Origin of the sequence: Clostridium estertheticum, from assembly GCF_018861295.1 — a bacterium.
Classification (GTDB): domain Bacteria; phylum Bacillota; class Clostridia; order Clostridiales; family Clostridiaceae; genus Clostridium_AD; species Clostridium_AD estertheticum_D.
The window spans coordinates 249,928-276,115 of the sequence record NZ_JAHLDM010000003.1 but is presented as its reverse complement, the minus strand read 5'-3'; the positions used below and the strand labels follow the sequence as shown (position 1 = coordinate 276,115).

The 26,188-nt window shown below is 30.0% G+C and carries 27 protein-coding genes; 23 read left to right on the top strand and 4 right to left on the bottom strand.

Translation table 11 applies throughout. The annotated features are described in order from the left end of the window. Positions 1-72 precede the first annotated feature (72 nt). From KPL54_RS05370 to KPL54_RS05330, 9 genes are all read left to right on the top strand, one after another. Positions 73-1,092: a LacI family DNA-binding transcriptional regulator gene (locus KPL54_RS05370; protein WP_216105558.1), complete on the top strand. Its 1,020-nt coding sequence runs from the start codon at positions 73-75 to the stop codon at positions 1,090-1,092. Further along, entirely contained in the window at positions 1,092-2,123 is a 1,032-nt protein-coding gene (locus KPL54_RS05365) for an FIST signal transduction protein (RefSeq protein WP_216105556.1), read from the top strand. The genes KPL54_RS05370 and KPL54_RS05365 overlap by 1 nt, the downstream gene beginning before the upstream one ends. A 16-nt stretch (positions 2,124-2,139) precedes the next feature. Beyond that, a complete protein-coding gene (locus KPL54_RS05360) occupies positions 2,140-3,129 on the top strand; it encodes a methyl-accepting chemotaxis protein (RefSeq protein ID WP_216105555.1) in 990 nt (329 codons plus the stop codon). Between the two features lie 359 nt (positions 3,130-3,488). After that, positions 3,489-4,760 (top strand): sugar ABC transporter substrate-binding protein, encoded by a 1,272-nt coding sequence (locus KPL54_RS05355; protein ID WP_216105547.1) that lies wholly within the window; start codon positions 3,489-3,491, stop codon positions 4,758-4,760. Between the two features lie 56 nt (positions 4,761-4,816). Then, a complete protein-coding gene (locus KPL54_RS05350; RefSeq protein WP_216105545.1) occupies positions 4,817-5,746 on the top strand; it encodes a carbohydrate ABC transporter permease in 930 nt (309 codons plus the stop codon). A gap of 11 nt (positions 5,747-5,757) precedes the next feature. Next, positions 5,758-6,621 carry a sugar ABC transporter permease gene (locus tag KPL54_RS05345; RefSeq protein ID WP_216105543.1) on the top strand — a complete coding sequence of 288 codons (864 nt, stop codon included), beginning with the start codon at positions 5,758-5,760 and terminating at the stop codon, positions 6,619-6,621. Between the two features lie 216 nt (positions 6,622-6,837). After that, complete coding sequence (gpmA, locus tag KPL54_RS05340; RefSeq protein WP_216105669.1) at positions 6,838-7,569, top strand: 2,3-diphosphoglycerate-dependent phosphoglycerate mutase; 732 nt, start codon at positions 6,838-6,840, stop codon at positions 7,567-7,569. Positions 7,570-7,689: 120 nt separating this feature from the next. Then, positions 7,690-7,899 (top strand): hypothetical protein, encoded by a 210-nt coding sequence (locus KPL54_RS05335; protein ID WP_216105542.1) that lies wholly within the window; start codon positions 7,690-7,692, stop codon positions 7,897-7,899. 148 nt (positions 7,900-8,047) lie between these two features. Then, positions 8,048-9,481: an amino acid permease gene (locus KPL54_RS05330; protein WP_216105540.1), complete on the top strand. Its 1,434-nt coding sequence runs from the start codon at positions 8,048-8,050 to the stop codon at positions 9,479-9,481. A 105-nt stretch (positions 9,482-9,586) separates the two neighbouring features. Here KPL54_RS05330 and KPL54_RS05325 read toward each other — a convergent pair whose 3' ends face one another. Next, a complete protein-coding gene (locus KPL54_RS05325) occupies positions 9,587-10,234 on the bottom strand; it encodes a hypothetical protein (RefSeq protein WP_216105538.1) in 648 nt (215 codons plus the stop codon). Between the two features lie 255 nt (positions 10,235-10,489). On the opposite strand from KPL54_RS05325, the gene KPL54_RS05320 reads away from it, so the two are divergent. The 3 genes from KPL54_RS05320 to KPL54_RS05310 all read left to right on the top strand — a co-directional run bounded on the left by KPL54_RS05320 (position 10,490) and on the right by KPL54_RS05310 (position 13,953). After that, a complete protein-coding gene (locus KPL54_RS05320; protein WP_216105536.1) occupies positions 10,490-11,341 on the top strand; it encodes a DUF1186 domain-containing protein in 852 nt (283 codons plus the stop codon). Positions 11,342-11,405: 64 nt separating this feature from the next. Continuing rightward, entirely contained in the window at positions 11,406-13,028 is a 1,623-nt protein-coding gene (gene aspD / locus KPL54_RS05315; RefSeq protein ID WP_216105534.1) for an aspartate 4-decarboxylase, read from the top strand. An 85-nt stretch (positions 13,029-13,113) separates the two neighbouring features. Further along, positions 13,114-13,953: a methyl-accepting chemotaxis protein gene (locus KPL54_RS05310; protein WP_216105531.1), complete on the top strand. Its 840-nt coding sequence runs from the start codon at positions 13,114-13,116 to the stop codon at positions 13,951-13,953. Positions 13,954-14,037: 84 nt separating this feature from the next. Here KPL54_RS05310 and KPL54_RS05305 read toward each other — a convergent pair whose 3' ends face one another. After that, entirely contained in the window at positions 14,038-14,787 is a 750-nt protein-coding gene (locus KPL54_RS05305) for a protein-glutamine gamma-glutamyltransferase (protein ID WP_216105529.1), read from the bottom strand. Then, positions 14,784-15,536, bottom strand: a complete 753-nt coding sequence (locus KPL54_RS05300) for a hypothetical protein (RefSeq protein WP_216105527.1) — start codon at positions 15,534-15,536, stop codon at positions 14,784-14,786. The genes KPL54_RS05305 and KPL54_RS05300 overlap by 4 nt, the downstream gene beginning before the upstream one ends. Positions 15,537-15,730: 194 nt before the next feature. Here KPL54_RS05300 and KPL54_RS05295 point away from each other — a divergent pair, with 194 nt between their 5' ends. The 6 genes from KPL54_RS05295 to KPL54_RS05270 all read left to right on the top strand — a co-directional run bounded on the left by KPL54_RS05295 (position 15,731) and on the right by KPL54_RS05270 (position 21,467). Then, complete coding sequence (locus tag KPL54_RS05295; RefSeq protein WP_216105525.1) at positions 15,731-16,678, top strand: DMT family transporter; 948 nt, start codon at positions 15,731-15,733, stop codon at positions 16,676-16,678. Positions 16,679-16,803: 125 nt separating this feature from the next. Continuing rightward, positions 16,804-17,877, top strand: a complete 1,074-nt coding sequence (locus KPL54_RS05290; RefSeq protein WP_216105522.1) for an ABC transporter ATP-binding protein — start codon at positions 16,804-16,806, stop codon at positions 17,875-17,877. Positions 17,878-17,886: 9 nt separating this feature from the next. Then, complete coding sequence (locus KPL54_RS05285) at positions 17,887-18,744, top strand: ABC transporter permease (RefSeq protein ID WP_309245359.1); 858 nt, start codon at positions 17,887-17,889, stop codon at positions 18,742-18,744. After that, positions 18,744-19,526 (top strand): ABC transporter permease, encoded by a 783-nt coding sequence (locus tag KPL54_RS05280; protein ID WP_216105520.1) that lies wholly within the window; start codon positions 18,744-18,746, stop codon positions 19,524-19,526. Before KPL54_RS05285 ends, KPL54_RS05280 begins: the two co-directional genes overlap by 1 nt. Before the next feature lie 52 nt (positions 19,527-19,578). After that, positions 19,579-20,655, top strand: coding sequence for a polyamine ABC transporter substrate-binding protein (locus KPL54_RS05275; protein ID WP_216105518.1), 1,077 nt, complete (start codon positions 19,579-19,581; stop codon positions 20,653-20,655). 140 nt (positions 20,656-20,795) lie between these two features. Beyond that, positions 20,796-21,467, top strand: coding sequence for a YczE/YyaS/YitT family protein (locus tag KPL54_RS05270; protein ID WP_216105516.1), 672 nt, complete (start codon positions 20,796-20,798; stop codon positions 21,465-21,467). A gap of 55 nt (positions 21,468-21,522) precedes the next feature. Here KPL54_RS05270 and KPL54_RS05265 read toward each other — a convergent pair whose 3' ends face one another. Continuing rightward, the gene (locus KPL54_RS05265; protein WP_216105515.1) at positions 21,523-22,566 is read right to left on the bottom strand and encodes a PocR ligand-binding domain-containing protein; all 1,044 of its coding nucleotides are present in this window, start codon (positions 22,564-22,566) and stop codon (positions 21,523-21,525) included. A gap of 388 nt (positions 22,567-22,954) precedes the next feature. Here KPL54_RS05265 and KPL54_RS05260 point away from each other — a divergent pair, with 388 nt between their 5' ends. The 5 genes from KPL54_RS05260 to KPL54_RS05240 all read left to right on the top strand — a co-directional run bounded on the left by KPL54_RS05260 (position 22,955) and on the right by KPL54_RS05240 (position 26,124). Next, on the top strand, positions 22,955-23,461 hold the full coding sequence (locus KPL54_RS05260; RefSeq protein WP_216105513.1) for an RNA polymerase sigma factor: 507 nt from the start codon (positions 22,955-22,957) through the stop codon (positions 23,459-23,461). Positions 23,462-23,463: 2 nt separating this feature from the next. Continuing rightward, positions 23,464-23,922: a zf-HC2 domain-containing protein gene (locus KPL54_RS05255; RefSeq protein WP_216105511.1), complete on the top strand. Its 459-nt coding sequence runs from the start codon at positions 23,464-23,466 to the stop codon at positions 23,920-23,922. A gap of 26 nt (positions 23,923-23,948) precedes the next feature. Continuing rightward, complete coding sequence (locus tag KPL54_RS05250; RefSeq protein ID WP_216105509.1) at positions 23,949-24,605, top strand: DUF2953 domain-containing protein; 657 nt, start codon at positions 23,949-23,951, stop codon at positions 24,603-24,605. Between the two features lie 130 nt (positions 24,606-24,735). After that, positions 24,736-25,128 (top strand): GerW family sporulation protein, encoded by a 393-nt coding sequence (locus KPL54_RS05245; RefSeq protein WP_216105501.1) that lies wholly within the window; start codon positions 24,736-24,738, stop codon positions 25,126-25,128. 222 nt (positions 25,129-25,350) lie between these two features. Then, the gene (locus tag KPL54_RS05240; protein WP_216105499.1) at positions 25,351-26,124 is read left to right on the top strand and encodes a DUF4931 domain-containing protein; all 774 of its coding nucleotides are present in this window, start codon (positions 25,351-25,353) and stop codon (positions 26,122-26,124) included. Positions 26,125-26,188 lie beyond the last annotated feature (64 nt).

The following is a 26,188-nucleotide window of genomic DNA, read 5'->3' as shown; positions in this document are numbered from 1 at the left end:
ACCTTGATTAATATCACAATTAATAATATAATAAGCATAGAATATTTGTACAAATTGGGAAGTGAAGGTAACATGTCAGTAACTATAAAAGATGTAGCAAAGCTCGCAAATGTATCACCATCAACAGTTTCAAGAGTAATTGCAGATAATCCTAGAATTAGCGATGAAACAAAACAAAGAGTATATAAAGCAATGAAGGAAATGGATTACCATCCTAACGCAATAGCTAGGAGCCTAGTTAGTAAAACAACAAAGACTATAGGACTTATATTACCTAACACTGATGAAGATTTATTTGTTAATCCTTTTTTTATTCAGATTATGAGAGGCATAAGTCATTATGCTCAGAAAAAAGGATATTATATCATGTATACATATAGTAATAACGAAGACCAAGAAGTAGAACACATAGCGAGTTTGATAAATAGTAGAAGAGTTGACGGAATTATTCTGGCTGTAGCTAGAAAGGATGACAAATGCATTGCTTATTTGAAAGAAGCAGATTATCCTTTTGTAGTAATAGGTAAACCAGAAAACGCCGAGGGGGTTTTATGGGTTGATAATGATAATTTTCATGCTATGTACAGTGTTGTCAATTATCTTATACAAAAGGGTGAGAGAAAGATTGCATTTATAGGAGGTTCACCTACACTTAATGTAACTATAAATAGATTAGAAGGTTACACAAGAGCTATGGAGAATATCGGAGAAAAATTTGATGAAAATATGGTCCAAGTAGCTGAGTTTACAGAAAATAGTGGGTATGATGCTATGAAAAGAATATTAAGTAAAGGGAGACCTACAGCTGTTGTTACCACTGATGATCTAATAGCTTTTGGTGCATCAAAAGCCATAAGTGAAGTGGTGGGCCAGCATATTTCAATTATTGGTTTTAATAATACACCAATTGCAGCATTTCGAAACCCAACATTATCTTCAGTTGATATCAATTCTGAAAAATTAGGCCATTATGCAGTTAAGCTATTAATAAACAAATTAGAAAATGAGAAGCAAGATATCAATAATTATATTATTGATACAAAATTAGTAGAAAGAGATTCAACAAAAAAATTCATAGGAGGCGCAAATTAATGAACTCTTTTTTATTCTCTACCCCTACAGAAACTCTTGATTATATAGGGTGTCATTCTGACCTTTCATTTGTTATTTTTGCAGGTATTTCATTAATTCAAAGTTTATCTACAACTGCCCCAGATAACGTTATTCTTTGCTCAACTTCGGGTGAGTTTTCTCCTAAAGGATATAAAGATAATGTAATTACGGGTTTTTCATATGATTCAGAGATTGCTGAAATTGTTGAAATAATGTATCCACCGGCCAAAAGCCTTTATAAGCTAAAAAAATCATATGAAAAAGTAAAAAATAATCCTAATGCTTTTACCCTATTGTTATGTGATGGTCTAGCTGCTATGGAAGAAAGTATAGTTACTACTTTTTATTTTGCAGACCCTAACTTTAAAATTATTGGAGGAAGTGCTGGCGACAATCTCAAATTTGAAAAAACTCTGATTTATATTGGTAAGAAAGAAGTACATAGTGTTGCTATTTTCTTTGATATGAAAAAACGAACACAGCTAATTAAAGAAAATATTTATATCCCTTCAGGAAAAAAATTATTGGTTACTGATGCAGATCCTATTAAACGTACTGTAAAAACTTTTAATAATAATTTAGCGACTGTAGAATATGCCAAAATGTTAGGAATTAAAGAAGCTGATTTACCTAATCATTTCATGAACAATCCATTAGGGAAGGTTTCTAAAGGGGAAATTTATATAGCGTCACCTATGAAGGTTAATCCAGATAAATCAATTGCATTTTATTGCCAAATACTTCCTAATACCTTTGTTGAAGTTTTACAGCCTGCTAATTATAATTTAGTTATGAAGGAAACAGTGACATCTGCTGTGTTTAAACCAAGTTTTGTTTTATCAATAAATTGTATTCTTCGTTCTTTAATGTTTTTAGATAAAAATTTATGGGGAAATGTAAGTTCGAACCTCTTATCTTTATGTGAAAATCAAACAGGATTTGTTAGTTATGGTGAACAATTCTACCAAAATCACTTTAATCAAACTATGGTACTTTTACTAGTAGAATAATAGGAGGCATAATAACATGGTATTAAAATTTAAAAATAAAAATGGGAGCTTAAATAAACAGGTTCAACCATCTCCTTTATTGAATGAAGCTAATTCTAAATCATCAAAGTTCAAAAATTTAGAAGAAATTTTTGAACTAGCGGACCAAACTAATATACAAATTCATAATTTACTTAAAGAAGAAGGCACAATTACTTTCGGTTTTTCTGATCTTCTAAATGGTACTGGACGTACAACAAACCAAATTGAAGAAGTAGAAGCTTATTTAAAATTATTATCCCAAAATGCCTATGATACCCAAAGGCAAGTATCTACAGTTTTTAGTAGTTTAAGTCATTCCTCGGAGGAGGTTAGTTACGCTAAGTCTGGAATTAACGATTTAGCGAATGAAATGAATAATGTTTCTACAGTATTTGAAAGTTTATTGAATCTTTTTAGCCAAATGCAAAGCCAATATACTAATATTAACAATTTTGCAACAATTATTACGAGTATTGCCAGTCAAACTAATCTTCTTTCATTGAATGCTGCCATTGAAGCTGCTCGAGCAGGGGAAGCTGGGCGTGGTTTTTCTGTTGTAGCAAATGAGATTAAAAAATTATCCCAATCAACTAAAAATAGTGCAACAGATATAATGGATGCATTGAAAAATATGGATGTTATTATGGGCTCATTAAACAACAAATCTGTTGAGGGCAAAACAGTTATGACGAATACACTCCAGAATATTGATAAGTCTATTAGTCTTTTAGATAATATTGTAATAGCCGAAAATGGTGTTCATGGAAATATGCAAGAAGTTGAAGAATCACAAAATTTAAATATTCAAAAAATAGAGCAAATAAGTAAAAACTTGACTAACGTTGGTGAGCGTTCTAAAACTGAAGGAGAATATCTTGAAAAACTTATCTCATCGGTTCAAATAAAGTCAGATTACTATCTTCAAATTTTGAATCACTTAAATCAAATTAGTATTTTTAGTGAGCAAAATGAAAGTAAACGTTAAATAGACATTATAGATATAAATAATTAATCAAATTGGACAAAAACATAATACATACTTATATAATATTCAATATTATATAAGATGTATATATTTTTTATCATTTTATGCATTCGTTTGCGCGAAAAAATAGGAAGTAATAATAATTATGTTGAGCAGGGTAAATTAGAACTTGAAAATAAAATAATTATTTTTAAAATTCAGTTTGACATATAAAGAAATTAATAGTAAAATAAATTTAGGCAAACGGTTGCATAGAAAATTACAAACGGTTTCAAACTTTTTAAAAACGATAATTCATTTAAAAAGTATTTAAGTAATTCCTGAATTTTTATTTTCACAAATTTTAGGGGGGTAAAGAAATGAAAAAGATTAAATCAATTTTGGCTATTGCAATGATATCAACATTAGTAGTAGGAACACTTGCAGGGTGTGGTAGTAAGGCGGCTGATAAATCATCATCAGTAGATTCAAGTAAACCAGTAAGTTTAGCGTTCTGGGAACAAGATGATGCGAGTGCACAAAAGGCACTTGATAAATTAATTACTGATTTTCACACTGCAAATCCAACTATAACAGTTAAAAGAACACATTATGAGACTGAAGATTTAAGAAAAAATTTCTCAACGGCATCACTAGGTACAACAGGACCTGATATTGTATTATCACCAAATGATAATCTTGGAGTATTTGTTCCAGGTAGTTTAGTACAACCTATTGATACTATTGTTGGAGCAGATTTCATGAAAACATTAGACCCTAAAACATTAGAAGCTGGTAAGTTTACAGGAAAACAATATATGATTCCAGATAGAAATGGTAATGAAGTTTTGGTTTCTTACAATAAAAAACTAGTAAAAACTCCACCTAAAACTTTTGAGGAATTAGAAGCAATGGGACTAAAACTTAAAAAAGAAGGTAAAGTTGATTATGGCTTAGTATTTAATGAAGTTGAACCATTTTTCTCAATTGGATTCTTAGGGGCTTATGGTGGTAAAGTATTTGACGATGTTAATGCGGCTTCACCTAAACCAACACTAAATACACCAGCTGTTACTCAGTGGATGACTTTCATGAAAAAAATACACAGCGAAGGTCTAATTCCTAAAGAATCTGATGCAACAGTTGCTGACAACTTATTCAAAGGTGGAAAGGCAGCATTTATAATCAACGGACCATGGGGTTTTGCAGATTATAAGAAAGCTGGAATTGATTTAGGCATAATGTCAATACCTACGATAAATGGTAAATCTCCAGCACCTTATTCTGCTGTTAAAGGATACACAGTATCAGCAGGAGTAAAGGACGCAAATAAAATGGCTGCAGTTAAGAAGTTCCTTATGTTTGTAAACTCAAAAGATGCGCAGTTACAGATGGTTGATGCACATCAACAAATTCCGACTAATCTTGAGGCTATAAAAGATGCTAAGATTACTGGAAATCCATTAATAGCAGGGCAAAAGGATCAATTGTCTAAAGCAACACCAATGCCAAATATTACACAAATGAGAGCTATTTGGGATGCTATTAAACCAGTTCAGCAAAATGTATTGTCAGGAAAAACAAAACCTGAAGATGCAGGAGCAATTATGCAAAAGAAAGCTGAGGAAGGAATTAAAGCTTTAGGTTTATAGAATATATTTATAAAAGGGGAGAAATCCTCTTTTATTTTAAAGAAAGGAGTTTTGGCATGAAGGGGACTGTTAAAAAATTAAAAAAGAAAAAAGGCAATGTTAGTTTAGGAATAGGACAAGGTAAGATGACACCTTTCTTTTTTTTAGCACCAGCTGTTATAGTTTTAGTACTTGTTGTTGCTTATCCACTTATATATGAAATTATAATTTCATTTAAGAATGTAACTTTACTAAATTTAAAAAGTCAGAATTATCCTTGGATTGGTCTTGATAATTACAAAAATATACTTGCTGATAGTTTATTTTATTCAACCTTAATAAGAACTATATTATGGACTGTTATTAATGTGGTTTTCCATGTTAGCTTTGGATTATTTTTCGCTATACTTTTAAACAGAAAATTACCGGGTAAAGCATTTATAAGAGTTTTGCTTATTTTACCTTGGGCAATACCACAATATATTGCTGCAATGACATGGAAAGGTATGTATAATGTTGAATACGGTTCTGTTAATATTATTTTATCACATATTTTTGGTAACGTGGTAGCTATTCCTTGGTTATCTGTACCGAGCTGGACATTTGTAGGGTGCATAATAACTAACATATGGCTTGGAATTCCTTTTATGATGATGATATCACTTGGCGGACTTTCAAGTATTCCAGAAGAATTATATGAAGCTGCGGATCTTGATGGAGCAACAGGTTTACAAAAATTCAAAAGTATAACTTTACCACTTTTAAAACCAATACTTACTCCGGCTATAGTCCTTGGAACAGTATGGACATTTAATATGGTTAATATAATATATATAATTACGAGTGGTTCAGCTTCAGATGAATCTCAGATTCTTATAACTATGGTATTTAAGAGAGCGTTCCAATATTTCAGGTATGGTCAATCAGCAGCGCTTTCAGTAATTATATTCTTGATTTTGTTAGCATTTAGTACATTCTTTATTAGAGCTCAAAAATCAGAAGATTAGAGGTGAAAGGCATGAAAAGTAATAAATTTAAAGCAAAATTTAATAGAGGAGATTCTCCTTTAAAAATAACACTAATATATGCAATTTTAATAATTGCATGTATATGCTCTATATATCCGATTTTAACGATATTAACAGTATCTTTAAGACCGGCAGATGCATTATTTACTAAATCGCTAAGTATAATACCTGCGAATGCAACATTTGATAATTTTAAGCAAGCGTTTATACAATATGATATGTTAAATTGGCTTATTCATAGCTTAATTGTATCAACTTTCTCTTGCGCTTTTAGTATAATTCTTTCTGTTACAGCCGGGTATGCATTTTCTAGATTTAAATTTAGAGGTAAACAGATGGGATTATCTTTGCTTTTAGTTACCCAGATGTTTCCATTAGCTATGACTTTGTTACCTTTATATTTAATGATAATTAAGTTAAATATGACAAATAATTATTTTGCATTGGCAGTAATTTACGTATCTACAGCAATTCCATTTAATATTTGGATGATGAAGGGATTCTATGATACCATTCCGAAGTCTCTTGAAGAGAGTGCCTATGTAGATGGTGCTTCAATATTTAGGTCTTTTTATCAAATAATATTACCACTTGCAAAACCAGCTGTTGCATTATCTGCATTGTTTTCATTTATGGCAGCTTGGTCTGAGTATATAGTGGCAAGTGTAATCATAAATGACGCAGGAAAATTAACGTTGCCTGTTGGGCTTGTAAGTATGCAAGGACAATTTTCAACTGCATGGGGTATATATTCAGCGGGTGCTTTAATTACAGCTGTCCCCGTAATGATATTATTTGTTTGTTTGTCTAAATATCTTGTTGGTGGGCTTACAGTAGGTAGTGTGAAGGGTTAGTATATAAATATATGAGCTAAAAGTATGGTATTAGTTTAATACCATACTTTTAGCTTATTTTTTTACTGTATTATATTTTTGAGTATAAAGTAATAAGCAAGTGGTGTTATAATAAGCATAATCTATTATATTATATTTAAAGTAAAGAGAAGCACTAAGAAGTAGTTTGTCATAGGTTGATAATAGAAATATTTAATTAAGTAGGGAGTGATTATGTTGATTAAACTTGTATTAATAAGACATGGTGAAAGTCTTTGGAACAAAGAAAACAGATTTACTGGTTGGACAGATGTAGATTTATCAGAGAATGGACTAATTGAGGCAAGAAAGGCTGGTCAAATACTTAAGGCGAATGGGTATATTTTTGACATAGCATATACTTCTGTATTAAAAAGGGCAATTAGAACACTTTGGATTGTTTTGCATGAGATGGACTTAATGTGGATTCCTGTATATAAGTCATGGAAGCTAAATGAAAGGCATTATGGAGCACTTCAAGGTTTAAATAAGGCAGAGACGGCGCAAAAATATGGAGATGAACAAGTCCATAAATGGAGAAGATACGTAGATGTAAGGCCACCAGAACTTTCGGTTGAGGATGAAAGGTATCCTGGATCAGAGTTAAAATATAAAGCATTAAGAGAAGAGGAGATTCCTAAAACTGAAAGTTTAGAGGATACTATAAAGAGGGTTATGGTAGAATGGTTTCAAGAGATAGTACCTCAAATAAAAGTAGGTAAGAAGGTTATAATTTCTGCACATGGAAATACTTTAAGGGCTTTAGTCAAATATCTTGATAATATATCGAGTGACAACATTGTAAGTTTGAATATACCTACTGGAGTCCCACTTGTATATGAATTGGATGATAATTTAAAGCCGATTCGTCACTATTATTTAGGAATAGATGGTGAATTACCAGAGAAAAAAATTTCTAAAAATTTATAAATGTAAAGAATTTTAGTATTTATTATTTTAATATATAAATTCCAAAAATTTCATAGTATTACAGCGGTGAAAAAAGCCTAAAATAATACTATTGCTTTAAAGAAATGAGGAGGGATTTGTATGTCAAATAATAACAATATATATTATAATGAAAACAATGATGTTACGGAGGTTCTAAATAATATAGAGGAAAGCCATAGTATAAAAGACCAACTTATTAAAAAGCATTCTGATATTGGATCATTAGAAAATGGGAGCAAAATTAGAAATAAAAAAGATAAGAGAGAAGACAATAGTGATGGAACATATAAAATCATAAATTTTTTATAAGTTATAATAAAAACAGGCTAATTCTTTGAATTTGCCTGTTTTGTTTTGTATTTTGTATGGTGTAAAGAATTAAATTGAGTTTACTTAGAGGGATTTAACGCATTTTATAGAATGGTATAGGGGGATTCTAAAATTAAGGAGTGAAATTATGAAAAATACAAAAAAACTCGGTTTATGGACGTTAGTAATGTTAATTTTTGTTCCAACTTTCGGATTTGGGAATATTGCTTCAAATGCGGTTACACTTGGACCAGCGGCTATTCCATCATGGCTTATAGTTGCATTATTATTCTTTTTACCTTTGTCAATAATGATAGCAGAACTTGCTTCTGCTAATAAAGACAAAGAGGGTGGGTTATACAACTGGATAGAATGCTCAATTGGACCCAAATGGGCATTTATTGGCACTTGGTCCTACTTTGTTGCTAATTTATTCTATTTGCAAATGGTTTTTGCGAGAATACCAGTAATGATATCTTGGACTCTTTTTGGAGAAAATAGATTTAACGATGCCAATGCATATTTATTACCTTATATAGGTATGGGACTAGCAATAGCATTAACATATATTGCTACAACCGGAGTTAAAAGATTCTCTAAAATAAGTGATTTAGGTGGAAAATTAACTTTAGCTGTTACAGTTGTATTTATATTATTTGCAGTTGTTGGAGTATTAGTTGGAAAACAACCATCAGCTACAGCTTTTACCGCAGGAACAGTCATTCCTAAATTTGATGCAGGTTATTTTTCAACATTTTCATGGCTAATTCTTGCTGTTGCTGGAGCTGAGGTGGCAGGGACATATATTAAGGATGTCGAAAATCCTAAAAAAGTTTTCCCAAAGGCTGTTATCATTGCTACTACATTTGTAGCAGGAGCATATATACTTGGATCACTTGCAATATGTTTAGTTGCATCACCTGAGTTAATAACTAAAGCTGGAGTTAAAGATTCAGGGTATGTTGTTTATAAGATATTAGCAGAAAACTGGGGTTTAAATGGTAAAATATTTGTTCAAATATATGCATTTATTTTAACTATATCATCTGTAGCAGCATATGTGGTATGGCTGGAATCTCCAATTAGAGCTATGTTCTCAGAAGTTCCTAGTGGAACATTCCCAAATTTTTTAACAAAAAAACGTGAGGATGGAACATTAGTTAATGCACTTTGGGTTCAATGCATCATATTATTAGTATTAATAATAGTACCACTTGCAGGATTAAACAATATAGATAAATTCTTTAATCTATTAACTACGTTGTCAGCTTTATCACTTGCAATACCTTATATTGTTCTTGCAGCTGCATATTTAGCATTTAGACTTAAAGGTAATGTACCTCCATTTGTAATGTTAAAATCAAAAGCAGCTGTAATAATAGCTTCAACTGTTGTTTTTGTATTAGGTATATTAGCATTTTTTGGAGCAGGATGGGGAAATATTGCAGGAGCTAAGAACTTCTCAGAAGCAATAGTTCCAATTTTAAAAAATTATGGTGGTCCAGTAGGATTTATAATTTTTGGATTCTTTATATCATATTTAACAAAAACATTCTCTAAAAGTAATATTAAAGATAAATAGCTATAAGTTAAATTAAAATAAGTATAAAAAATTTATGGCACAAAAAATAATCTCATAGGACTTATTTAAAGTTATAAGTCTTAAGAGATTATAAAAGGTGAACTCTTAGATGAAATATGCGAGCCTAATTATATCTTTTGCACGTCTTTGATTCCAAAGCATATTTAAGTTTATCTCTCGATGTTCACCATAGGTGGATACCGAGATGTAATATATATTGTCTTTCAAATTCAGCTCTAGGCCAGTTATAGTCATCCAATGCCAAGCATATTCTTTAAATTCCTTTACTGGATGTTTAAGAACTAAGAGGGCTACTGGAAGTCTTTGTGATAAAGCCTCTAAAATAAAGGTTACAGCTTCATCAATACTATTAGCACTATAATCTAAAATATGAGGCGTTAAAGATACATTTCTTTTTTTTGCAAAATCTAAAACATTATCTGAAAATTGCTGAACAGAGGTAAGTCCAAAGATTCCTGGCTTTACATATTTTCTAATCTCAATCATATGCAGGATAAAATCATTTTTATTAATAATACCCTTATACGGGTATAAATTGCTGTATTTATCTGGGAATATTTGAGCTAAATATGCAGTTATATTAGCAGCAACAACTGGACCACAACCACTAAGTTTATTAAGTTTTTTTGGGAACCAATACTGACTGCCACCGTAATATGAATTTTCTAAGTCAGATATATTAAATTTAATATCCTCAAGGTGAGTATAATTTGGTGTTGTAAAATTTCCCATGGTTATCACCCCTTCGTATAAATTTTAAATAATTTAGGTAAGTTTTCAATAATAAAATTATTGTAGTTAGTATATAATATACTACAATTTTTAGAAGGTGTAAACAAGGTTAAATCTATGTACATATTTTAATTTTTAAAGCTACTTATAGTCATTAAATATCGAATAGTGTAATAATTTATCGTTTTTTTAATTTTGGGCATAAAATAAGATATAATGTAGTGAACAAATTAAATGAAGAAGGAGTTTTATTTTATGAAAGAATTACTTAAAGAGATCGAATATAATAATGGGGAGTTTCCAGAAGAACAATTAAAAGAGATAATAAATTGCAGGGATGAGTTTATACCTGAATTACTTGAAATATTAAAAAATGCTAAAGATAATTATGAAGAGATTCTAGAAAAACCCGATTATTTTGCACATATATATGCAATATTTTTGTTAGCACAGTTTAAAGAAAAGAGGAGCCTTAATCCAATTATAGATTTGATTAGTATACAAAATGAAATTTCTACCGATATTTTCCGTGAATATCTTACTGAAGACTTACATAGAATTCTAGCATCAGTTTGTGGAAGTGATACAGAGCCATTAAAGAAATTAGTGGAAGATAGTAGTATTAATGAGTATGTTAGAAGTGCTGCTATTAAATCTTTTATTGCACTCCTGGGCGAAGGGGTTATATCTCAAGAGGAAGTTATTGAATACTATAAGAGTTTATTTGAAGGAAAACTTGAACGTGAATTTTCACAAGTTTGGAATGAACTTATATACGATTCTTGTGATGCAGGCCCTAGTGAATTATATCAATATATAAAAAAAGCTTATGCGGATGAATTAGTTGATGAGGAGTGTATATCACTCGAAGAAGTGGAGGTCGCAATTAAAATACATGACATAACAAAATTCCCGAATTTGAAGGACGAGGGTTATTCGTTTTTTAATGATACTATAGCAGAATTAGGATGCTGGGATTGTTTTGCTAAAAAAAACAATGACTCTAAATCTCAATTCATGTTAGGAGTTAGTAAGTTAAACAAAGGGAAAAGTAAAAACAAGAAAAAACAGGTAAAGGCTACTAAAAAAAAGCAGAGAAAAAAATAGTATTATAGAATAAAACAGTATTAATTCCTAATACTAATTATATTGCTATATGAGGAGGATAAATATGGATACACTTGATGTAAAACGTAAAGAAATAGAACATATTTATGGTAAGGTAAGTCCATTTGAACTTAAGAATAAATTAATTAGCCTTGCAGAAGATTCAAAAGAAAAGGGTGCACATGCATTACTAGATGCAGGTAGGGGTAATCCAAATTGGACAGCAGCAACTCCTCGGGAAGCTTTTTTTACATTTGGTCTTTTTTCGGTTTTAGAAACACGTAGAGTATGGAATAATAATGATCTTGGTGGGATGCCAGAAAAAAAAGGAATTGCAGATAGATTTAGAGATTTTATTAGAGAAAATTCTACTTATCCAGGAATTGATCTTCTTGAAAATATTATTAATTATGGAATAATATCCAAAGGATTTGATCAAGATGATTGGGTGTATGAATTGGCAGATGGGATTATAGGCGATAACTACCCAGAACCTGATAGAATGCTTGTACATGTTGAAAAAGTTGTTCACGATTATCTTATTCAGGAATTGTGTTATAACTCCCCAATAGCTGGGAAATTCAATTTATTTGCTGTAGAAGGTGCAACGGCTGGAATGTGTTATATATTTGATAGTTTGATTGCTAATAATATACTATCTATTGGTGATAAAATTGCTTTAATGGCACCTATATTTACTCCTTATCTTGAGATTCCACATTTACCACGTTATAATTTTGATGTTGTGGAGCTTTTAGCTTCTGAGACGACTTCTGATGGAGTCCATACTTGGCAATACCCTAATGATCAAATTGAAAAACTTAGGGATCCATCTATAAAAGCTTTGTTTATTGTAAATCCAAGCAATCCACCATCTGTAGCAATGAAACCTGAAACAGTTAAACTTATAAAAAGTATAGTTAAAAAAGATAATCCCAATTTAATGATTATTTCAGATGACGTTTATGGTACTTTTGTTGATAATTTTCGCTCATTAGTAGCTGATTTGCCATATAACTCAATAGGTGTATATTCTTTTTCTAAATATTTTGGAGTAACGGGATGGCGCCTTGGGACTATTGCTCTTTATGAAGATAATGTATTTGATAAATTATTAAGAGAATTACCCGAAGATAAAAAAGAAAGGGCAAGGAGACGTTATTCAACATTATCAACTAATCCTGAACAAATACCCTTTATTGATAGAATAGTAGCAGATAGTAGGCAAGTAGCACTAAACCATACTGCGGGTTTATCGACACCACAACAAATACAAATGGCTTTTTTCTCCGTATTTGCACTTCTTGATAAAGAAAATAAATATAAGCAGCTTACTAAAGATATTTGCCATCGTAGGCAAAAACTTTTATTTGAAGGGTTGGGTTTAGAGCTTCGACGCGATCCGTTGGATGCAGCATATTATACAGAATTTGATTTGTTAGAGTGGGCATGTAATTATTATGGTGATGAATTTGCAAAGTATTTGCAAAAAAAATATAAACCTGTGGATATTCTTTTCCGTTTAGCACAAGAATCTTCTATAGTGTTACTTAGTGGTGATGGATTTCATGGCCCTGAATGGTCAATTAGAATATCCTTAGCAAATCTTGATGATGAGCATTACAGTAAAATAGGAAAAGTACTCCATAAGATACTTGAGGAATATGTGGCGGAGTGGAAGAATTAGATAATAAAGAATTATACATAATAAACGAGTATTAAATGATTAGGTGAAAAAAGATAAATTTACAATACAAAGGAGAAAAATAAAGATGGAAAAAACAATTTCTGACAATGAGGTATTAAACGCGTTCAATACTTTATTACCGTACTTACCCCATTTCTTTGATGATGATGATGTTTCTTTTGGGGTAGCAGATACACAAACATATTTGAATGTAGTATGTAATCCAAACTTAGATTTGAAATTAAAGGAAGGCGACAAAATACCACAGGGTGGAGCACTAAATACGGCAATGAAAAATGATAAGGTTCTTGTTAAAGATGTACCAAAAGAGGTATATGGAATTCCATTTAGATCTTATGCAATTCCTGTTCATAATAAACAAGGAGTAGTAGAAGGGTGCATTGTAATGGGTAAAAGTTTAATTAAAAGAAATGAGTTAATGAGCATTTCTCAAACTTTATCATCAGCTCTTGGGCAAATATCAGATGCTGTTAATGATCTTTCTTTAGGAGTACAAGATGTGGTTAATATGAATGAAGATATAGTATTAAAAGTTCAAGAAACTGATAAAAGCTCAAAAAATACAGATGAAATTCTAAGTTTTATTCAAGCAATTTCATCAAAAACAAATATGTTAGGTTTAAATGCTGCAATTGAGGCTGCAAGAGCAGGAGAGGCAGGGAGAGGATTTAAAGTAGTTGCAACAGAAATTAGGAAATTATCAACTTCAACTAGTGAATCAGTTAAAAAGGTGGATGATGTATTAAAAAACATTGGTGCTTCGATAAAAAGCATAAACGAAAAAGTAAGTAAATCAACAGGGGTGTTTGAAGATCAGGCCGCAACACTTGAGGAAATAGCAGCATCACTTGAGGAATTAAATTCAACAGCTGAAATGATGGGGAACCTAGCTGAAAAAATATAAAGAAAAATTGGATAATATAAATTTAATATTAATTGTTTAAAAAATAACTGTCTCTAAAGGTAAAAAATTACCTTTAGAAACAGTTTATTTTATATCAGCTAAAGATTTAAAATCCGGGCGTGCAGCTGAATCTAATAAGTAAGAAGAGGTGGTTGCTTCTTTTATTCTAAATTTATTTAATTCACTAATTATTTCGTCAGCATCTCCGATTCCTATGCCATGCCCATAATAAAGGCCATTACTAAGGTCTATAACATTTTCTCCTTGCCACTCAGGTGCTACGGGATCTACATCCGGATTGTAAAAATATCTTCTATCACCTGGGAAATAGTCACTTCGTTTTTTTATAAAACCGACATCTTCAAGAAGATTATCTATATAATGCCAATTCATTAACTGTATATTTGGAAATAATCTATTGAAAAGATTTGCAGAAAATATATTAAGTAATGCTTGATAATAAATAATAATCATGGCGGTTGCACATTCAGTACCATATTTAGAACTATTTATAGAAATATCCTTAATAGCATCACTAGGGGCTACTCCTTTTTTTAATATAAAACCACCTTCCTTAGTACGATCCCAATAATCAGTGTTACATATTGATTTACGAAAGGTTCTGAAATCCATGTCTCCTTTATTTAGATTTTTTGCAGCAATAACAATGCTATATCGAAAATCTAACTCAAATTTAAATTGAGTCAATGAATCATATTTATATTGCGATTTACTTAAATCCATCTTAGTTATAATATCTTTTTCAATATCATTTGGATTATAATCATGAATAAAAGTATTAACGTCAACAACATTATTAGAAATTATTATCATCTATTAACCTCCGCTGTGTTTATTTGATTAAGTATGGGTTGGTTAATCCATGACCTCCATAAATATTTATTTTTATATTGAATCTTAAGAGAGAAGTTTGAGAGTAATTGTTTGTTATTATCATCTAATTTGTTAAAATCATTAGATAAGGTATTTTCCTTTTTGGTTAACGGTATAAAGGGCTCACCAGTATAAACTGATACCCGTTTGCATAAATATTTGGCATCGATTGCTATTGCATAAGGCTTAGGGTTGCTTGTTCGTTGGAAACTTTCACCTGTAAAATATAAAAAAGGGTAGTTTTCTTTAAGATAGTAGAAAAAAGATATATATTGTTTTTGAATATCCCAACCTCGAGTCATATCTATGGAGGGCTCAAAGTCTAAAAGTTGACCAGCTAATTTAATATCATTTATGTTCTCTGAATCCAGGTAATTTGCAATTAACATTAAACTGTAGGGATCTCTTGCTTGAAAAAAAGCCCATATTAGGTCGTGATTAAATTGACCCCTTCTGTTTCTAGAAAAAATAGTATCTACTATTGCGGGCAAAATTGTCTTGTCATTGTGAGTCTTTATTAAAAGTGAAGCAGTAACATCCAAAATTTCATCATTGTCATCACTTAACTCACGGCTTAATATACAGCTTTCAAATATGTCCTTCAAATGGGGATGGGTCATTTCTCTATAATTAGAATATAAATACTTAAGTGTAGATAAACTTGAGTTCCCTATATTATTTATTCGCATATAATCTCCTCCTTTATTTCGTATTCTAGATTTTTAATATAAATAAAGAAACCTATTATATAATATTATTGATAGAGTCATTTTGTTAAAGTTATTATCAAATCTGGTAATGAATATTGAAATTGGCATTGAATAGAGGATAAATGTATAATGATTAGTGTGAAATAAATAGATAGGAAAGGATTTTGATTATTTTGAAAAAGAAAAACATTTTTACAAATAAAAAAGTTGTAGCTATTATTGCAACGTTTTGTTGCTTTTTATGGGGGAGTGCATTCCCCGCGATTAAAAATGGATATACAATGTTTAATATTTCCGTAAATGATATACCTTCAAAGCTCATTTTTGCAGGTTATAGATTTATTATAGCAGGGCTAGTTTTACTTGTTATCGCAAAAATTTGTGGAAAGAGAATATTTAATATTTCTAAAAAAAATGCTCTGGATTTAAGTTGTTTGGGGGTAATTCAAACAACACTTCAGTATATATTTTTTTATATTGGTGTTTCTAATACCACAGGTGTTAAAGGGTCTATAATGAATTCTACTGTTACATTTTTTAGTGTTATTTTAGCTCATTATATATATGTAAATGATAAATTGAATATGCAGAAAATACTTGGATGTATTGTAGGATTTATAGGAGTTATGAGTATGAATTTTAGTACTGACTTATTGGATTTCTCTTTTAGGTTTAATGGAGAAGGATTTTTAATGATTGCGGCATTTGTTTCTGCAGTAGGTGCTATATATGGTAAAAAACTTACTAAAAGCATGGATGTAATGGTGGTGACGGGGTATAGCCTTTTTGTAGGAGGAATAATGTTAATGTTACTTGGAATGTTATCCGGTGGTAGCGTTTATCATTTTACAATGGATTCTTCACTTTTATTAATGTACCTTGCTTTATTGTCATCAGCGGCATTTTCATTATGGAATCTGCTTCTAAAATATAATAAGGTAGGTCCCGTGTCCATTTTTAATTTTTTAATACCCATTTTTGGATCAATACTCTCAGCAATATTTTTAAATGAAAATATATTTGAATATAAAAACATATTTGCGCTTGTATTAGTATGTATAGGTATATGGATGGTTAACAAAGAAAAGGTAACTGCTAATAAGTTAAATAGTGTAAACTAACTTAGGTAAACACATAGTATAATTAGGATATATAATCATAATAATGAACATTATGGTATAATTAGAATAGAAATTTTTAGAATTATATTTTTTTGTGTTAGATAAACGAGAGGAGTTTTTTTAAATTGTCAGAAATTATATTAGAAATAGATAATATAATAAAAAAGTTTGGAAATCAGGAAGTAATTAAGGATATATCGCTAAAGGTAAATAAAGGTGAGTTTTTAACGCTACTAGGGCCAAGTGGCTGTGGAAAAACAACAACCCTGCGAATAATAGCAGGTTTTGAAAAACCAACAAGTGGGAGCGTTTTACTAGAAGGTTTACATGTTGAAAATAAGCAACCTAATGATAGAAATGTAAATACAGTATTTCAAAACTATGCATTGTTTCCACATATGAATGTGTTTGATAATATAGCATATGGTTTAAAAATTAGAAAGGTGAATAAGATAGAAATAAAAAAGAGAGTTATTGAAATGCTTAGTTTAGTGCAGTTAGAAGGATATGAGAAAAGAAAAATAGATGGACTAAGCGGTGGTCAAAAACAAAGAGTTGCAATAGGCAGGGCGCTAATAAACAATCCTAAAATATTACTTTTAGATGAGCCGTTAGGTGCACTTGATTTAAAACTTAGAAAGCAAATGCAAGTCGAACTTAAAAAACTTCAAAAAAAATTACAAATTACATTTGTATATGTTACGCATGATCAAGAGGAAGCACTTAATATGTCTGACCGAATAGTAGTGATGAACGATGGAATTATAGAGCAGATAGGAACACCCGAAGACATATATGAGAGGCCTAAGACAAAATTTGTAGCAGGGTTTATTGGAGAATCTAATTTAATTAAGACAAAAATAAAAAAGATTGATGAAGAAAAGATATCAGCTAAAATTGGTGATTATGATATAAATTTGAATTATAAAAATTATGATAATTCAAGAAATAAAGAAAGCTATATTTTAATCAGACCGGAAAACATAAAATATACTAGGGAAAAACCGCCACTCGGGCTTATTGCAATAATAAAAGAACATAGTTATATTGGATCTATTATTAAAACTACTATAGAAATTGAAGGCGGGCAGGAAATTATAGTTTGTGATTATGATAAGAAAAAAGATTTAATAGGTATAGGTAGTGAGGTTTGGATGTACTTTGAACCTGAAGATGTAGTTATAGTTGAAGAAGGTTAGGTGACTAAAATGAAAAATATGAAAGAAAATATTTTAAAGGTTTTGACAATAGTTCCAATATCTTTTTGGATGCTCTTCTTCGTGGCTATCCCACTTTTGTATATTGTGTTTATTAGCTTTATGCAAAGGGGCGATGACGGTAGTATAGTTTATATATCAACAATATCAAATTATACAAGAATGGCTAGACCGTTATATGTCAAGGTGTTTCTAGATTCTATAGTAGTAGCTTTTGTTACAACATTATTTACATTGGTGTTTGGATATCCTTTTGCATATTTTGCTACCAAGATAAAGAAATATAAAATTTTAGTAATGCTTTTAATAATGGCACCATTTTTAACTAATTCATTAATACGTACTTATGGGTGGATTGTAATTCTAAGTACTAATGGAATATTAAATCATGCACTACTTATAACTGGAATCATAAAAGAACCATTAAAGATGTTGTACTCTTATGGAGCAGTAATGATTGGGATGATATATACAATGTTTCCATTTATGGTACTTCCGCTTTATAATTCTATAGATAAAATGGATAGGGCTTATATTGAAGCAGCTAAAGATCTTGGGTCAAGTAGATGGAGGACTTTTAGAACAGTTACAGTGCCGCTAACTATGCCAGGAATAGTTGCTGGTTGTATTTTAGTATTTGTACCTTCTGTAGGACTCTTTTTCATACCAGATTTAATGGGTGGAAGTAATGTAATGCTTATTGGAAATCTAATTGAAAATCAATTTATGGGAGCAAATGATTGGCCTTTTGGGGCAGCGCTGTCAATAATAATGATTTTTATATCCTTAATTTTAATTTTAGTTTATATAAAAATTGTTGGTAAAAAATTAGACACGGAGGTGTTCTAATGGATTCAAAATTATCAAAAGGACTGGAGCGAACATATATATTTTGTATATTTGCGTTTTTGTATGTTCCAATAGCAATAATTATTATGTACTCTTTTAATGCAGCTAAATCTAATGTAGTTTTTAATGGTTTTACTCTTGATTGGTACACTAAGTTATTTAGCGATGAGGATGTAATTACAGCGCTTGTAAATAGTTTAACCATTGCAACTATAAGTACAATAATTTCAGCGATAATTGGAACTCTTGGAGCAATCGGACTAAAAAGGCATAATTTCAAAGGAAAAGGAATTATAAGTTTACTTGTTTATATTCCAATTGTAATTCCAGAGATAATTATGGGAGTATCATTACTAATTTTGTTCTCAACTCTTCAAATTGATTTGGGCATATTTACATTAGTACTAGCACATACAACATTTTGTACACCATTTGTGCTTATAAATGTTAAATCAAGACTTGCTGGGCTTGATTTGTCAATTGAAGATGCGGCGATGGATTTGGGTGCATCAAAACTTACGGTGTTTAGAACAATTACATTTCCAATGATTTTACCAGCAGTGCTTTCAGGAGCTATGCTTGCTTTTGCACTGTCACTGGATGATATAATCATAAATATTTTTTTGAGTGGACCAGCAAGTACTACACTTCCAATTAAAATATTCTCAATGCTAAAATTTGGGCTTTCACCTGAAATAAATGCATTGTGTACAATAATGCTAGTAACAACTTTTGCCTTTTTAATATTATCACAGGTTATAAAAATAAAAAGGGAAAAATAGAATACATTTAGAATTAATTTTTCTTTTGTTAAAGAAATTAGGGGGGATTTATATGTTAAAAAAAAGATTTAAAGCTTTAATAATTTTACTCGCAGTTTCAGTTATAGGATCAACATTTGTTGGGTGCGGAAAATCAAATACATCAAAGAAGAATGATGAAAAAGAAGTTAATATTTATACTTGGGCAAATTATGTTCCAGATAACGTTGTAAAAGATTTTGAAAAAAAGACGGGAATTAAGGTCAATTATAGCAACTTTTCTACAAATGAAGCGATGCTTTCAAAGCTACAGGCATCAAAAGGTGGAACATATGATGTAGTAATTTGTGCGGATTATATGGTTCAAATTATGGCGAAACAGAAAAATTTATTATTACAACCTATTGATAAAGCGGCTATTCCTAATTATAAAAATATAGATAAGGCTTATTTAGGTCAATATTATGATAAGACAAATAAGTATTCAGTGCCTTATTCGCTTGGAAGTGAAATGATAGTTTATAATCCAGATAAAGTTAAAATAGATATTAAAGGCATAAGTGATTTATGGGATCCTTCATTGAAAGGTTCTGAGGTATTACTTGAAGACTCAAGATCAGTTATTGGTATGGCATTAACAAAGCTTGGTTATAGCATTAATGAGACAGATCCAGCAAAACTTGCACGAGCTAAAGCGGAACTAACAAAACTTAGACCAAATGTTAAAGTGTTTGATGCAGATACACCAATGACTAGCTTAATTAATGGAGATACAAATATTGGAGTTATGTGGGGATCACAGGCATCCGCAGCACTTAAGGGTAATAAAAAGTTTAAAATTGTTTATCCAAAAGAGGGAATGCAATTTGAAGAAGATAATTTAATAATGCCTGTCAATGCACCACATAAAGAAAATGCTTTGAAATTTATAAATTTTGTATTAGAGGGTAAAGCAAGTAGCGATATTACAACTAGCATAGAGTATATAAATGTTAATACAGCAGCTAAGCAATTTATGCCAAAAGCAGTGCTTAATAACAAAGCAATCTATATACCTAAAGATGAATTCAGCAAAGCTAAACATTTACAGGACGCTGGTAGTGCCTCTAAGGTGTATGATTCAATTTGGTCAGAATTTAAACAAAAATAGAAAATATTAAGGAAATAATATATACTTGTATATAAATTTGTATTATTGTATAATTAAAGTTGCTCTTTTTGTCAGTTTATAAATGAAATTATGGAAATATAATAAAGAGCAACTATAAAACTAAAGAAAAGGATGAAGATATGACTAAGAAACTAAATTTATTTAAAAGACTAATTCTGTTTTTTGTAGGAATGAGTATAATACAGCTGGGGGTAGCCTTGTTTTTAAAGACGAATATTGGTTCTGATCCCTTTACTTTATTCACTCAAGGATTAGCATTTTTATTACATAAAACACCTGGAAATGCTAATATGATTATTTTATTTGTATTATTTTGCATAATACTTTTAGTTGAAAGAACTCGTATAAAAATAGGAACAATTATATGCGTAGTTGGAGTAGGCCCAATTATAGACCTTGGAGTAAAGGCTGTTTCATTTTTCCCAATAGCATCTTTAAATATTGGTTTAAAAATGCTTTTAATTGTATTTGGATGTATTCTAATTGCGATTGGATTTTCTATACTTTCGGCAAGTGATATAGGTGTTGCGCCAAATGATATTATTCCATTTATAATTCAAGATAAAACTAATTTTCAATATCGTTGGATTCGAATGGCATTAGATATTAGTTTTTTAGTAATCGGTTTTGCACTGGGCGGGGTGTTTGGTATAGGTACAATAATATCTGCATTGTTAACTGGTCCATGCATACAATTTTTTCTCCCATATGGAAAGAAGTTCGTAAATGTTATTGTTAAAAATGCAGCTGAAGATGATGAAAAGGAAGAGAATATATCATTAGGAGCTTAAACTTAAAAGCTAATGATGCTTCGAAAGGCTAAACTTTGGAAGCATCATTAGCTTTTTATTTACTATTTGCCATTTCATTTAATGCATCAGATAAAGTTGTAACTTCCATAAGATTAGAAGTGACCTCTTGAATTGCAGCTGATTGTTGCTCTGTAGTTTCAAGTGTAGCATGAGAAGTTTCAATAGTCTTATCAACAGACTCTTGTATTTTAGTTGTAAGTGCTAATATTTTAACAGCAGTTTCCTTTGAATTTTCTGATAAAGACCTTATCTCAGTTGCAACTACACCAAAACCTCTACCAGCATCTCCTGCTCTAGCAGCTTCTATAGCCGCATTTAATCCTAGCATTTTTGTCTGAGTAGCTATACTTTTTATAGAATCGAGTATTGTATTTATATCTATTGATATAGCTTTTACGTTAATGATTTCATCACTTAAATTTTGCTGATTATTTGTTACAGTTATTGAAGAAGCACTGAGTTCTTCCATAGTTGCAGATATCTGGCTAAAATTATCGGAAAGAGTTTGTGACATAGTGCTTAGTTTAAGTTTTTGATAGCCTGCTTGTGAAAGCGAATTTGCTACAAGATATAATACTTCCGCAGCTGCTGTTATATTTTTTTCAGTGGTTAAAGCTATCTTATTAACTGCATCAATATAACCTTCTTCATTAACACCTATCTCATTTGCTACTTTTCTATATCTAGATTCTTCTGGCGCAGAAGTTAAAACTTGACCTCCTAACATGGTACCTATTAGATGGTCACCTATCAATATAGGTGCAGCAAAGTCAATTAGTCCAGCATGACAAGTATATATGTACGGTTTTAGAGTTCTTGCAGCTTCTTCGCCACCTTTCTTGTGTGATAATGCACATCTCTCATAGCCTATTTTTGTAGACTGCGTAAAATCTAAACAAGACCTTGTATATGAACTCGGCTTAGTTACAGGGGAACCATCTTTATCTACAGTAACACTTGCCATAGTCATTGCAGTGGCGAAATTATCTTGAAAGGTTTGAAGCAATTTAATATCAATAACATCTTTAATTTCTAGTACAGTTACATCCAATTCACCATTTGCTAATTTTTTAATCATTTAAAAATCCTCCAATATCTAATTAATATTAATCCTGTATTTGAAAGGTATTTGTTAGTTACTTTATCGACATTTAAAGGTAGAAACTTTAGCATTTTTGTAAAAAATTAATCTACATGCGTACAATTCATTGAAAATATACTTGGTTATAACTAAAATTCTTTAAAAATAAAAAAAAAGACGAATAGTTGTAAATTTTCAAATAAACTTCCAAAATATTGTTTGTTGCAAAACTATCAATAATAAAATGAAGTTGAAACTTTATTCATTAATTATGTGTATATTATAAAGAGATGTTTTAATTTCTACGCTGGGAGCGAAAGGAGATGTTGAACGAATTGAAAAAAAATTAATAGCTGGATGTAAAAAACATGACAAGTCTTCCTTTATGGAACTTTTTAAGATTTACGAGCGATATTTATATAGTATTTGTTATAGTTACACTCAAAATGAACAAGATTCTCTTGATATTGTACAAGAAATTTATATAAAGGTTTTTAAAAATATATCAAGTTTTGATGAAGATAGGCCCTTTCGCCCTTGGATAAGAAGAATTACAGTAAATACTTGTATAAATTATAAAAGAAATATTAAAAGTAATATTATTTCATTAAATTATGAACATGCGAGTGGACTTTGCTTAGAAGACACAATTGTATCTGACTATAATTTAGAAGAGGAAGTTCAGAAAAAGGGGTTAAAAAAGATAATAAAGGATGGACTTATAAATTTACCAAGTAATTATAGAATGGTGATTGCATTAAGATATTTTGATGATCTGAGTTATTTAGAGATTTCAGAATTGCTAAATAGACCGCTTGGAAGCATTAAAACTGATTTATATAGGGCTAAAGCTATATTAAAGAAACAACTAGAAAATGATATGGAGGTGTAATTATGTGCTGTAAATTTGATAAAGAACTTTTATATGCTTTTGATGATAATACAATTCAACCACTAGAGAAAATATTCGTTGAAGAGCATATAAAATATTGCACTGATTGTCAAAAGGATCTAAAATTAATAACTATGATTAATCAAAATATTAAAGATGAACTTATTAATATTAAATTTCCTGATAAACTAAGTATAATTTCACAACTTGTTACAGAAAACTGTATATCTGAAATGGAGAAAACTACTATTAAATCTAAAATACATAATGTAATAAAGCTGTATAGTGGTATAAATAAGGCTATTAAAGGATCAAGTGTAGTTTATAAACATAATCCATATAATAATTTTATTAATAATAAAATTGAAACTACTTTTAATTTTGTAAAAAAACCTATAAATCACTTGGTTAAAAACAAGTTAGATGAAATAAATATTTTAAAAAAACTAAAATTAGGTTAGAATCTTAGGGAAAAGGAGATGTTGGTTTGTTTATTTTATTTTTAATATTAAAAATACTCCTTTATTTATTAATCTTTATATTTGGTATTATTTTATTATTTTTAATAATTCCCTTTGAATATTATATAAGTTCAAAAATTGATGAAAAAATTAATGTGGATATAACCTTATTATTTTTTAAAAAAATTATAAAAGTAATGGTGAGACATGAAGACACAAAAGAAATATTTTTATTAAAAATTATGGGACTACGCATTATTAGAAAAGAAATAAAAAGTCCTGATATAAAAATTGAAAAAGAGGAAAAAGAAAAGAATAAGAAGAGTAAGAAAAAGAAAAAGAATAGTTTTAATATAAGAGAGTATATAGAGCGTGAATTCATAAATGATTTAATCAATTATTTTAAAGAGATAATAAATATAGTAAAACCCAGAACAGTCAAAATAAATGGTTTTTATGGATTTGATGACCCTTCGCTTACAGGTATGATTTGTGGGATTATCCCTCTAATATCAAATCTTATCCCTAAAAGCGATATTAATTTACAACCAGTATTTGATGATGAAATAATTGAAATTGAGTGTGATGTTCATGGCAAGATTTCTTTATTATCAGCTATAATAAAAACACTTAAATTTATATTTAAGAAAAACAACAGACAAAAAATATTTAAAAAAGCATAAAAAATCTGAAACTTTTTAATGAGTTATGTGTACTGTTAAGTGTAAAGTTAATAATGATTACATAATAAATAAATAAATAAATAAATAAATAAATAAATAATTTAATTTAAAATATTAGGAGGAAAAAGTTATGATAAATATGACAGAGAATGCTGAAGCATTATTCTCAAATCTTGAAAGATTCTTAAAGACAGAGACAGTAGTTGGTGAGGCAATAATTGTTGGAGAAACAACACTAATACCACTTATTACAGTTTCATTTGGATGCGGAACAGGGGGCGGAACAGGGAACACTCTTAAGGATGGCGAAGGTACTGGTGGAGGACTTGGAGCAGGAGCTAGGATAACCCCAACTGCTATTTTAGTTATAAAAGATGGAAGTGTAACAATGCTTTCTATAAAAGGAAAATGCAATCTTGAAAATCTTATCCAAATGGTACCGGGATTAGTATCCAAGGTAAGCTCAAAAATGGGTGGATTTAAGAACAAAACAGATAAAAATAAAACGGAAAATGATATCTAATTTTAAATTAGAATGATAAATAATAAAATTGACTTAAACGGCCAGATTCCTGAATTATATGGGGTTATGGCTGTTTAATATTTTTTGTAAGCTATTAGTATTGTGAAGATTATATATCCGTCAATTTGAAATTATTATTGATTATTTAAATAAAATCATCTATGATATTGTTAAAGTCCACATTAATCAGTTAAATATTATACATTGGAGCAGGTGAATAAAATGAGTTCTAACAGATATTTAAAGTTTTTAGCAAATATAAGTAAAAATAAACCCAATAGCATTAAAAATAAGAAGACTCCATGCCCATTTTGTAACAGAGAGGGGCTAACAGGTATTATAGATGAAGAAGGGCCATTCATTTTAATTAAAAACAAATTTCCTACATTAGAAAATACATTTCAAACAGTGCTAATAGAGACAAGTAGTTGCGATGTTGATATTACAATGTATGATAAAGAATATATGAGAAATTTATTAAGATTTGGAGTTCGTCATTGGATTGATATGGAGAAAAGTGGTGATTTTAAATCTGTGATTTTTTATAAAAACCACGGTCCTTATTCAGGTGGGAGTATTAATCATGCACATATGCAGATTGTTGGATTAAAATCTATAGATTATAAAGAATCTTTAAAAGATGAGTATTTTGAAGGGATAGTAATTAACGAGTCGGATGAATGTGTCGTTAATATTTCAACCAAACCCAAGGTGGATTTTACTGAATTCAATATTATAATAAATAACATTGATAATTTAGATATATTAGCTGATAATATACAAAAAATTGTTCATTATATATTAAATGATTTTTATGTGAAATGTAGTAGTTTTAATCTTTTCTTTTATGATTGGAAGGGTAAAATAATCTGCAAAGTTATACCTAGATTTATTACATCTCCATTATTTATAGGCTTTTCTATTTCTCAAATTACAAACCAAACAGATGAAATTGTAAAGCAGCTTCAACAGTTGTATTTTAAATCTGAAGTCTAACTAAACATTTATTATATTAAGAGAAGTTTATTATGGCTTCTCTTAATTATAATTGTTACCCATT

Bases quoted from the DNA above. Each gene is read 5' to 3' on its own strand.
- KPL54_RS05280 (WP_216105520.1), top strand. From the start codon at position 18,744: ATGGATTCAAAATTATCAAAAGGACTGGAGCGAACATATATATTTTGT.
- KPL54_RS05345 (WP_216105543.1), top strand. From the start codon at position 5,758: ATGAAAAGTAATAAATTTAAAGCAAAATTTAATAGAGGAGATTCTCCT.
- KPL54_RS05240 (WP_216105499.1), top strand. From the start codon at position 25,351: ATGAGTTCTAACAGATATTTAAAGTTTTTAGCAAATATAAGTAAAAAT.
- KPL54_RS05245 (WP_216105501.1), top strand. From the start codon at position 24,736: ATGATAAATATGACAGAGAATGCTGAAGCATTATTCTCAAATCTTGAA.
- KPL54_RS05300 (WP_216105527.1), bottom strand. From the start codon at position 15,536: ATGCGAATAAATAATATAGGGAACTCAAGTTTATCTACACTTAAGTAT.
- KPL54_RS05285 (WP_309245359.1), top strand. From the start codon at position 17,887: ATGAAAAATATGAAAGAAAATATTTTAAAGGTTTTGACAATAGTTCCA.
- KPL54_RS05275 (WP_216105518.1), top strand. From the start codon at position 19,579: ATGTTAAAAAAAAGATTTAAAGCTTTAATAATTTTACTCGCAGTTTCA.
- KPL54_RS05255 (WP_216105511.1), top strand. From the start codon at position 23,464: ATGTGCTGTAAATTTGATAAAGAACTTTTATATGCTTTTGATGATAAT.
- KPL54_RS05335 (WP_216105542.1), top strand. From the start codon at position 7,690: ATGTCAAATAATAACAATATATATTATAATGAAAACAATGATGTTACG.
- KPL54_RS05360 (WP_216105555.1), top strand. From the start codon at position 2,140: ATGGTATTAAAATTTAAAAATAAAAATGGGAGCTTAAATAAACAGGTT.
- KPL54_RS05365 (WP_216105556.1), top strand. From the start codon at position 1,092: ATGAACTCTTTTTTATTCTCTACCCCTACAGAAACTCTTGATTATATA.
- KPL54_RS05265 (WP_216105515.1), bottom strand. From the start codon at position 22,566: ATGATTAAAAAATTAGCAAATGGTGAATTGGATGTAACTGTACTAGAA.
- KPL54_RS05355 (WP_216105547.1), top strand. From the start codon at position 3,489: ATGAAAAAGATTAAATCAATTTTGGCTATTGCAATGATATCAACATTA.
- KPL54_RS05260 (WP_216105513.1), top strand. From the start codon at position 22,955: ATGGAACTTTTTAAGATTTACGAGCGATATTTATATAGTATTTGTTAT.
- KPL54_RS05330 (WP_216105540.1), top strand. From the start codon at position 8,048: ATGAAAAATACAAAAAAACTCGGTTTATGGACGTTAGTAATGTTAATT.
- KPL54_RS05325 (WP_216105538.1), bottom strand. From the start codon at position 10,234: ATGGGAAATTTTACAACACCAAATTATACTCACCTTGAGGATATTAAA.
- KPL54_RS05270 (WP_216105516.1), top strand. From the start codon at position 20,796: ATGACTAAGAAACTAAATTTATTTAAAAGACTAATTCTGTTTTTTGTA.
- KPL54_RS05310 (WP_216105531.1), top strand. From the start codon at position 13,114: ATGGAAAAAACAATTTCTGACAATGAGGTATTAAACGCGTTCAATACT.
- KPL54_RS05350 (WP_216105545.1), top strand. From the start codon at position 4,817: ATGAAGGGGACTGTTAAAAAATTAAAAAAGAAAAAAGGCAATGTTAGT.
- KPL54_RS05305 (WP_216105529.1), bottom strand. From the start codon at position 14,787: ATGATAATAATTTCTAATAATGTTGTTGACGTTAATACTTTTATTCAT.
- KPL54_RS05320 (WP_216105536.1), top strand. From the start codon at position 10,490: ATGAAAGAATTACTTAAAGAGATCGAATATAATAATGGGGAGTTTCCA.
- KPL54_RS05370 (WP_216105558.1), top strand. From the start codon at position 73: ATGTCAGTAACTATAAAAGATGTAGCAAAGCTCGCAAATGTATCACCA.
- aspD (WP_216105534.1), top strand. From the start codon at position 11,406: ATGGATACACTTGATGTAAAACGTAAAGAAATAGAACATATTTATGGT.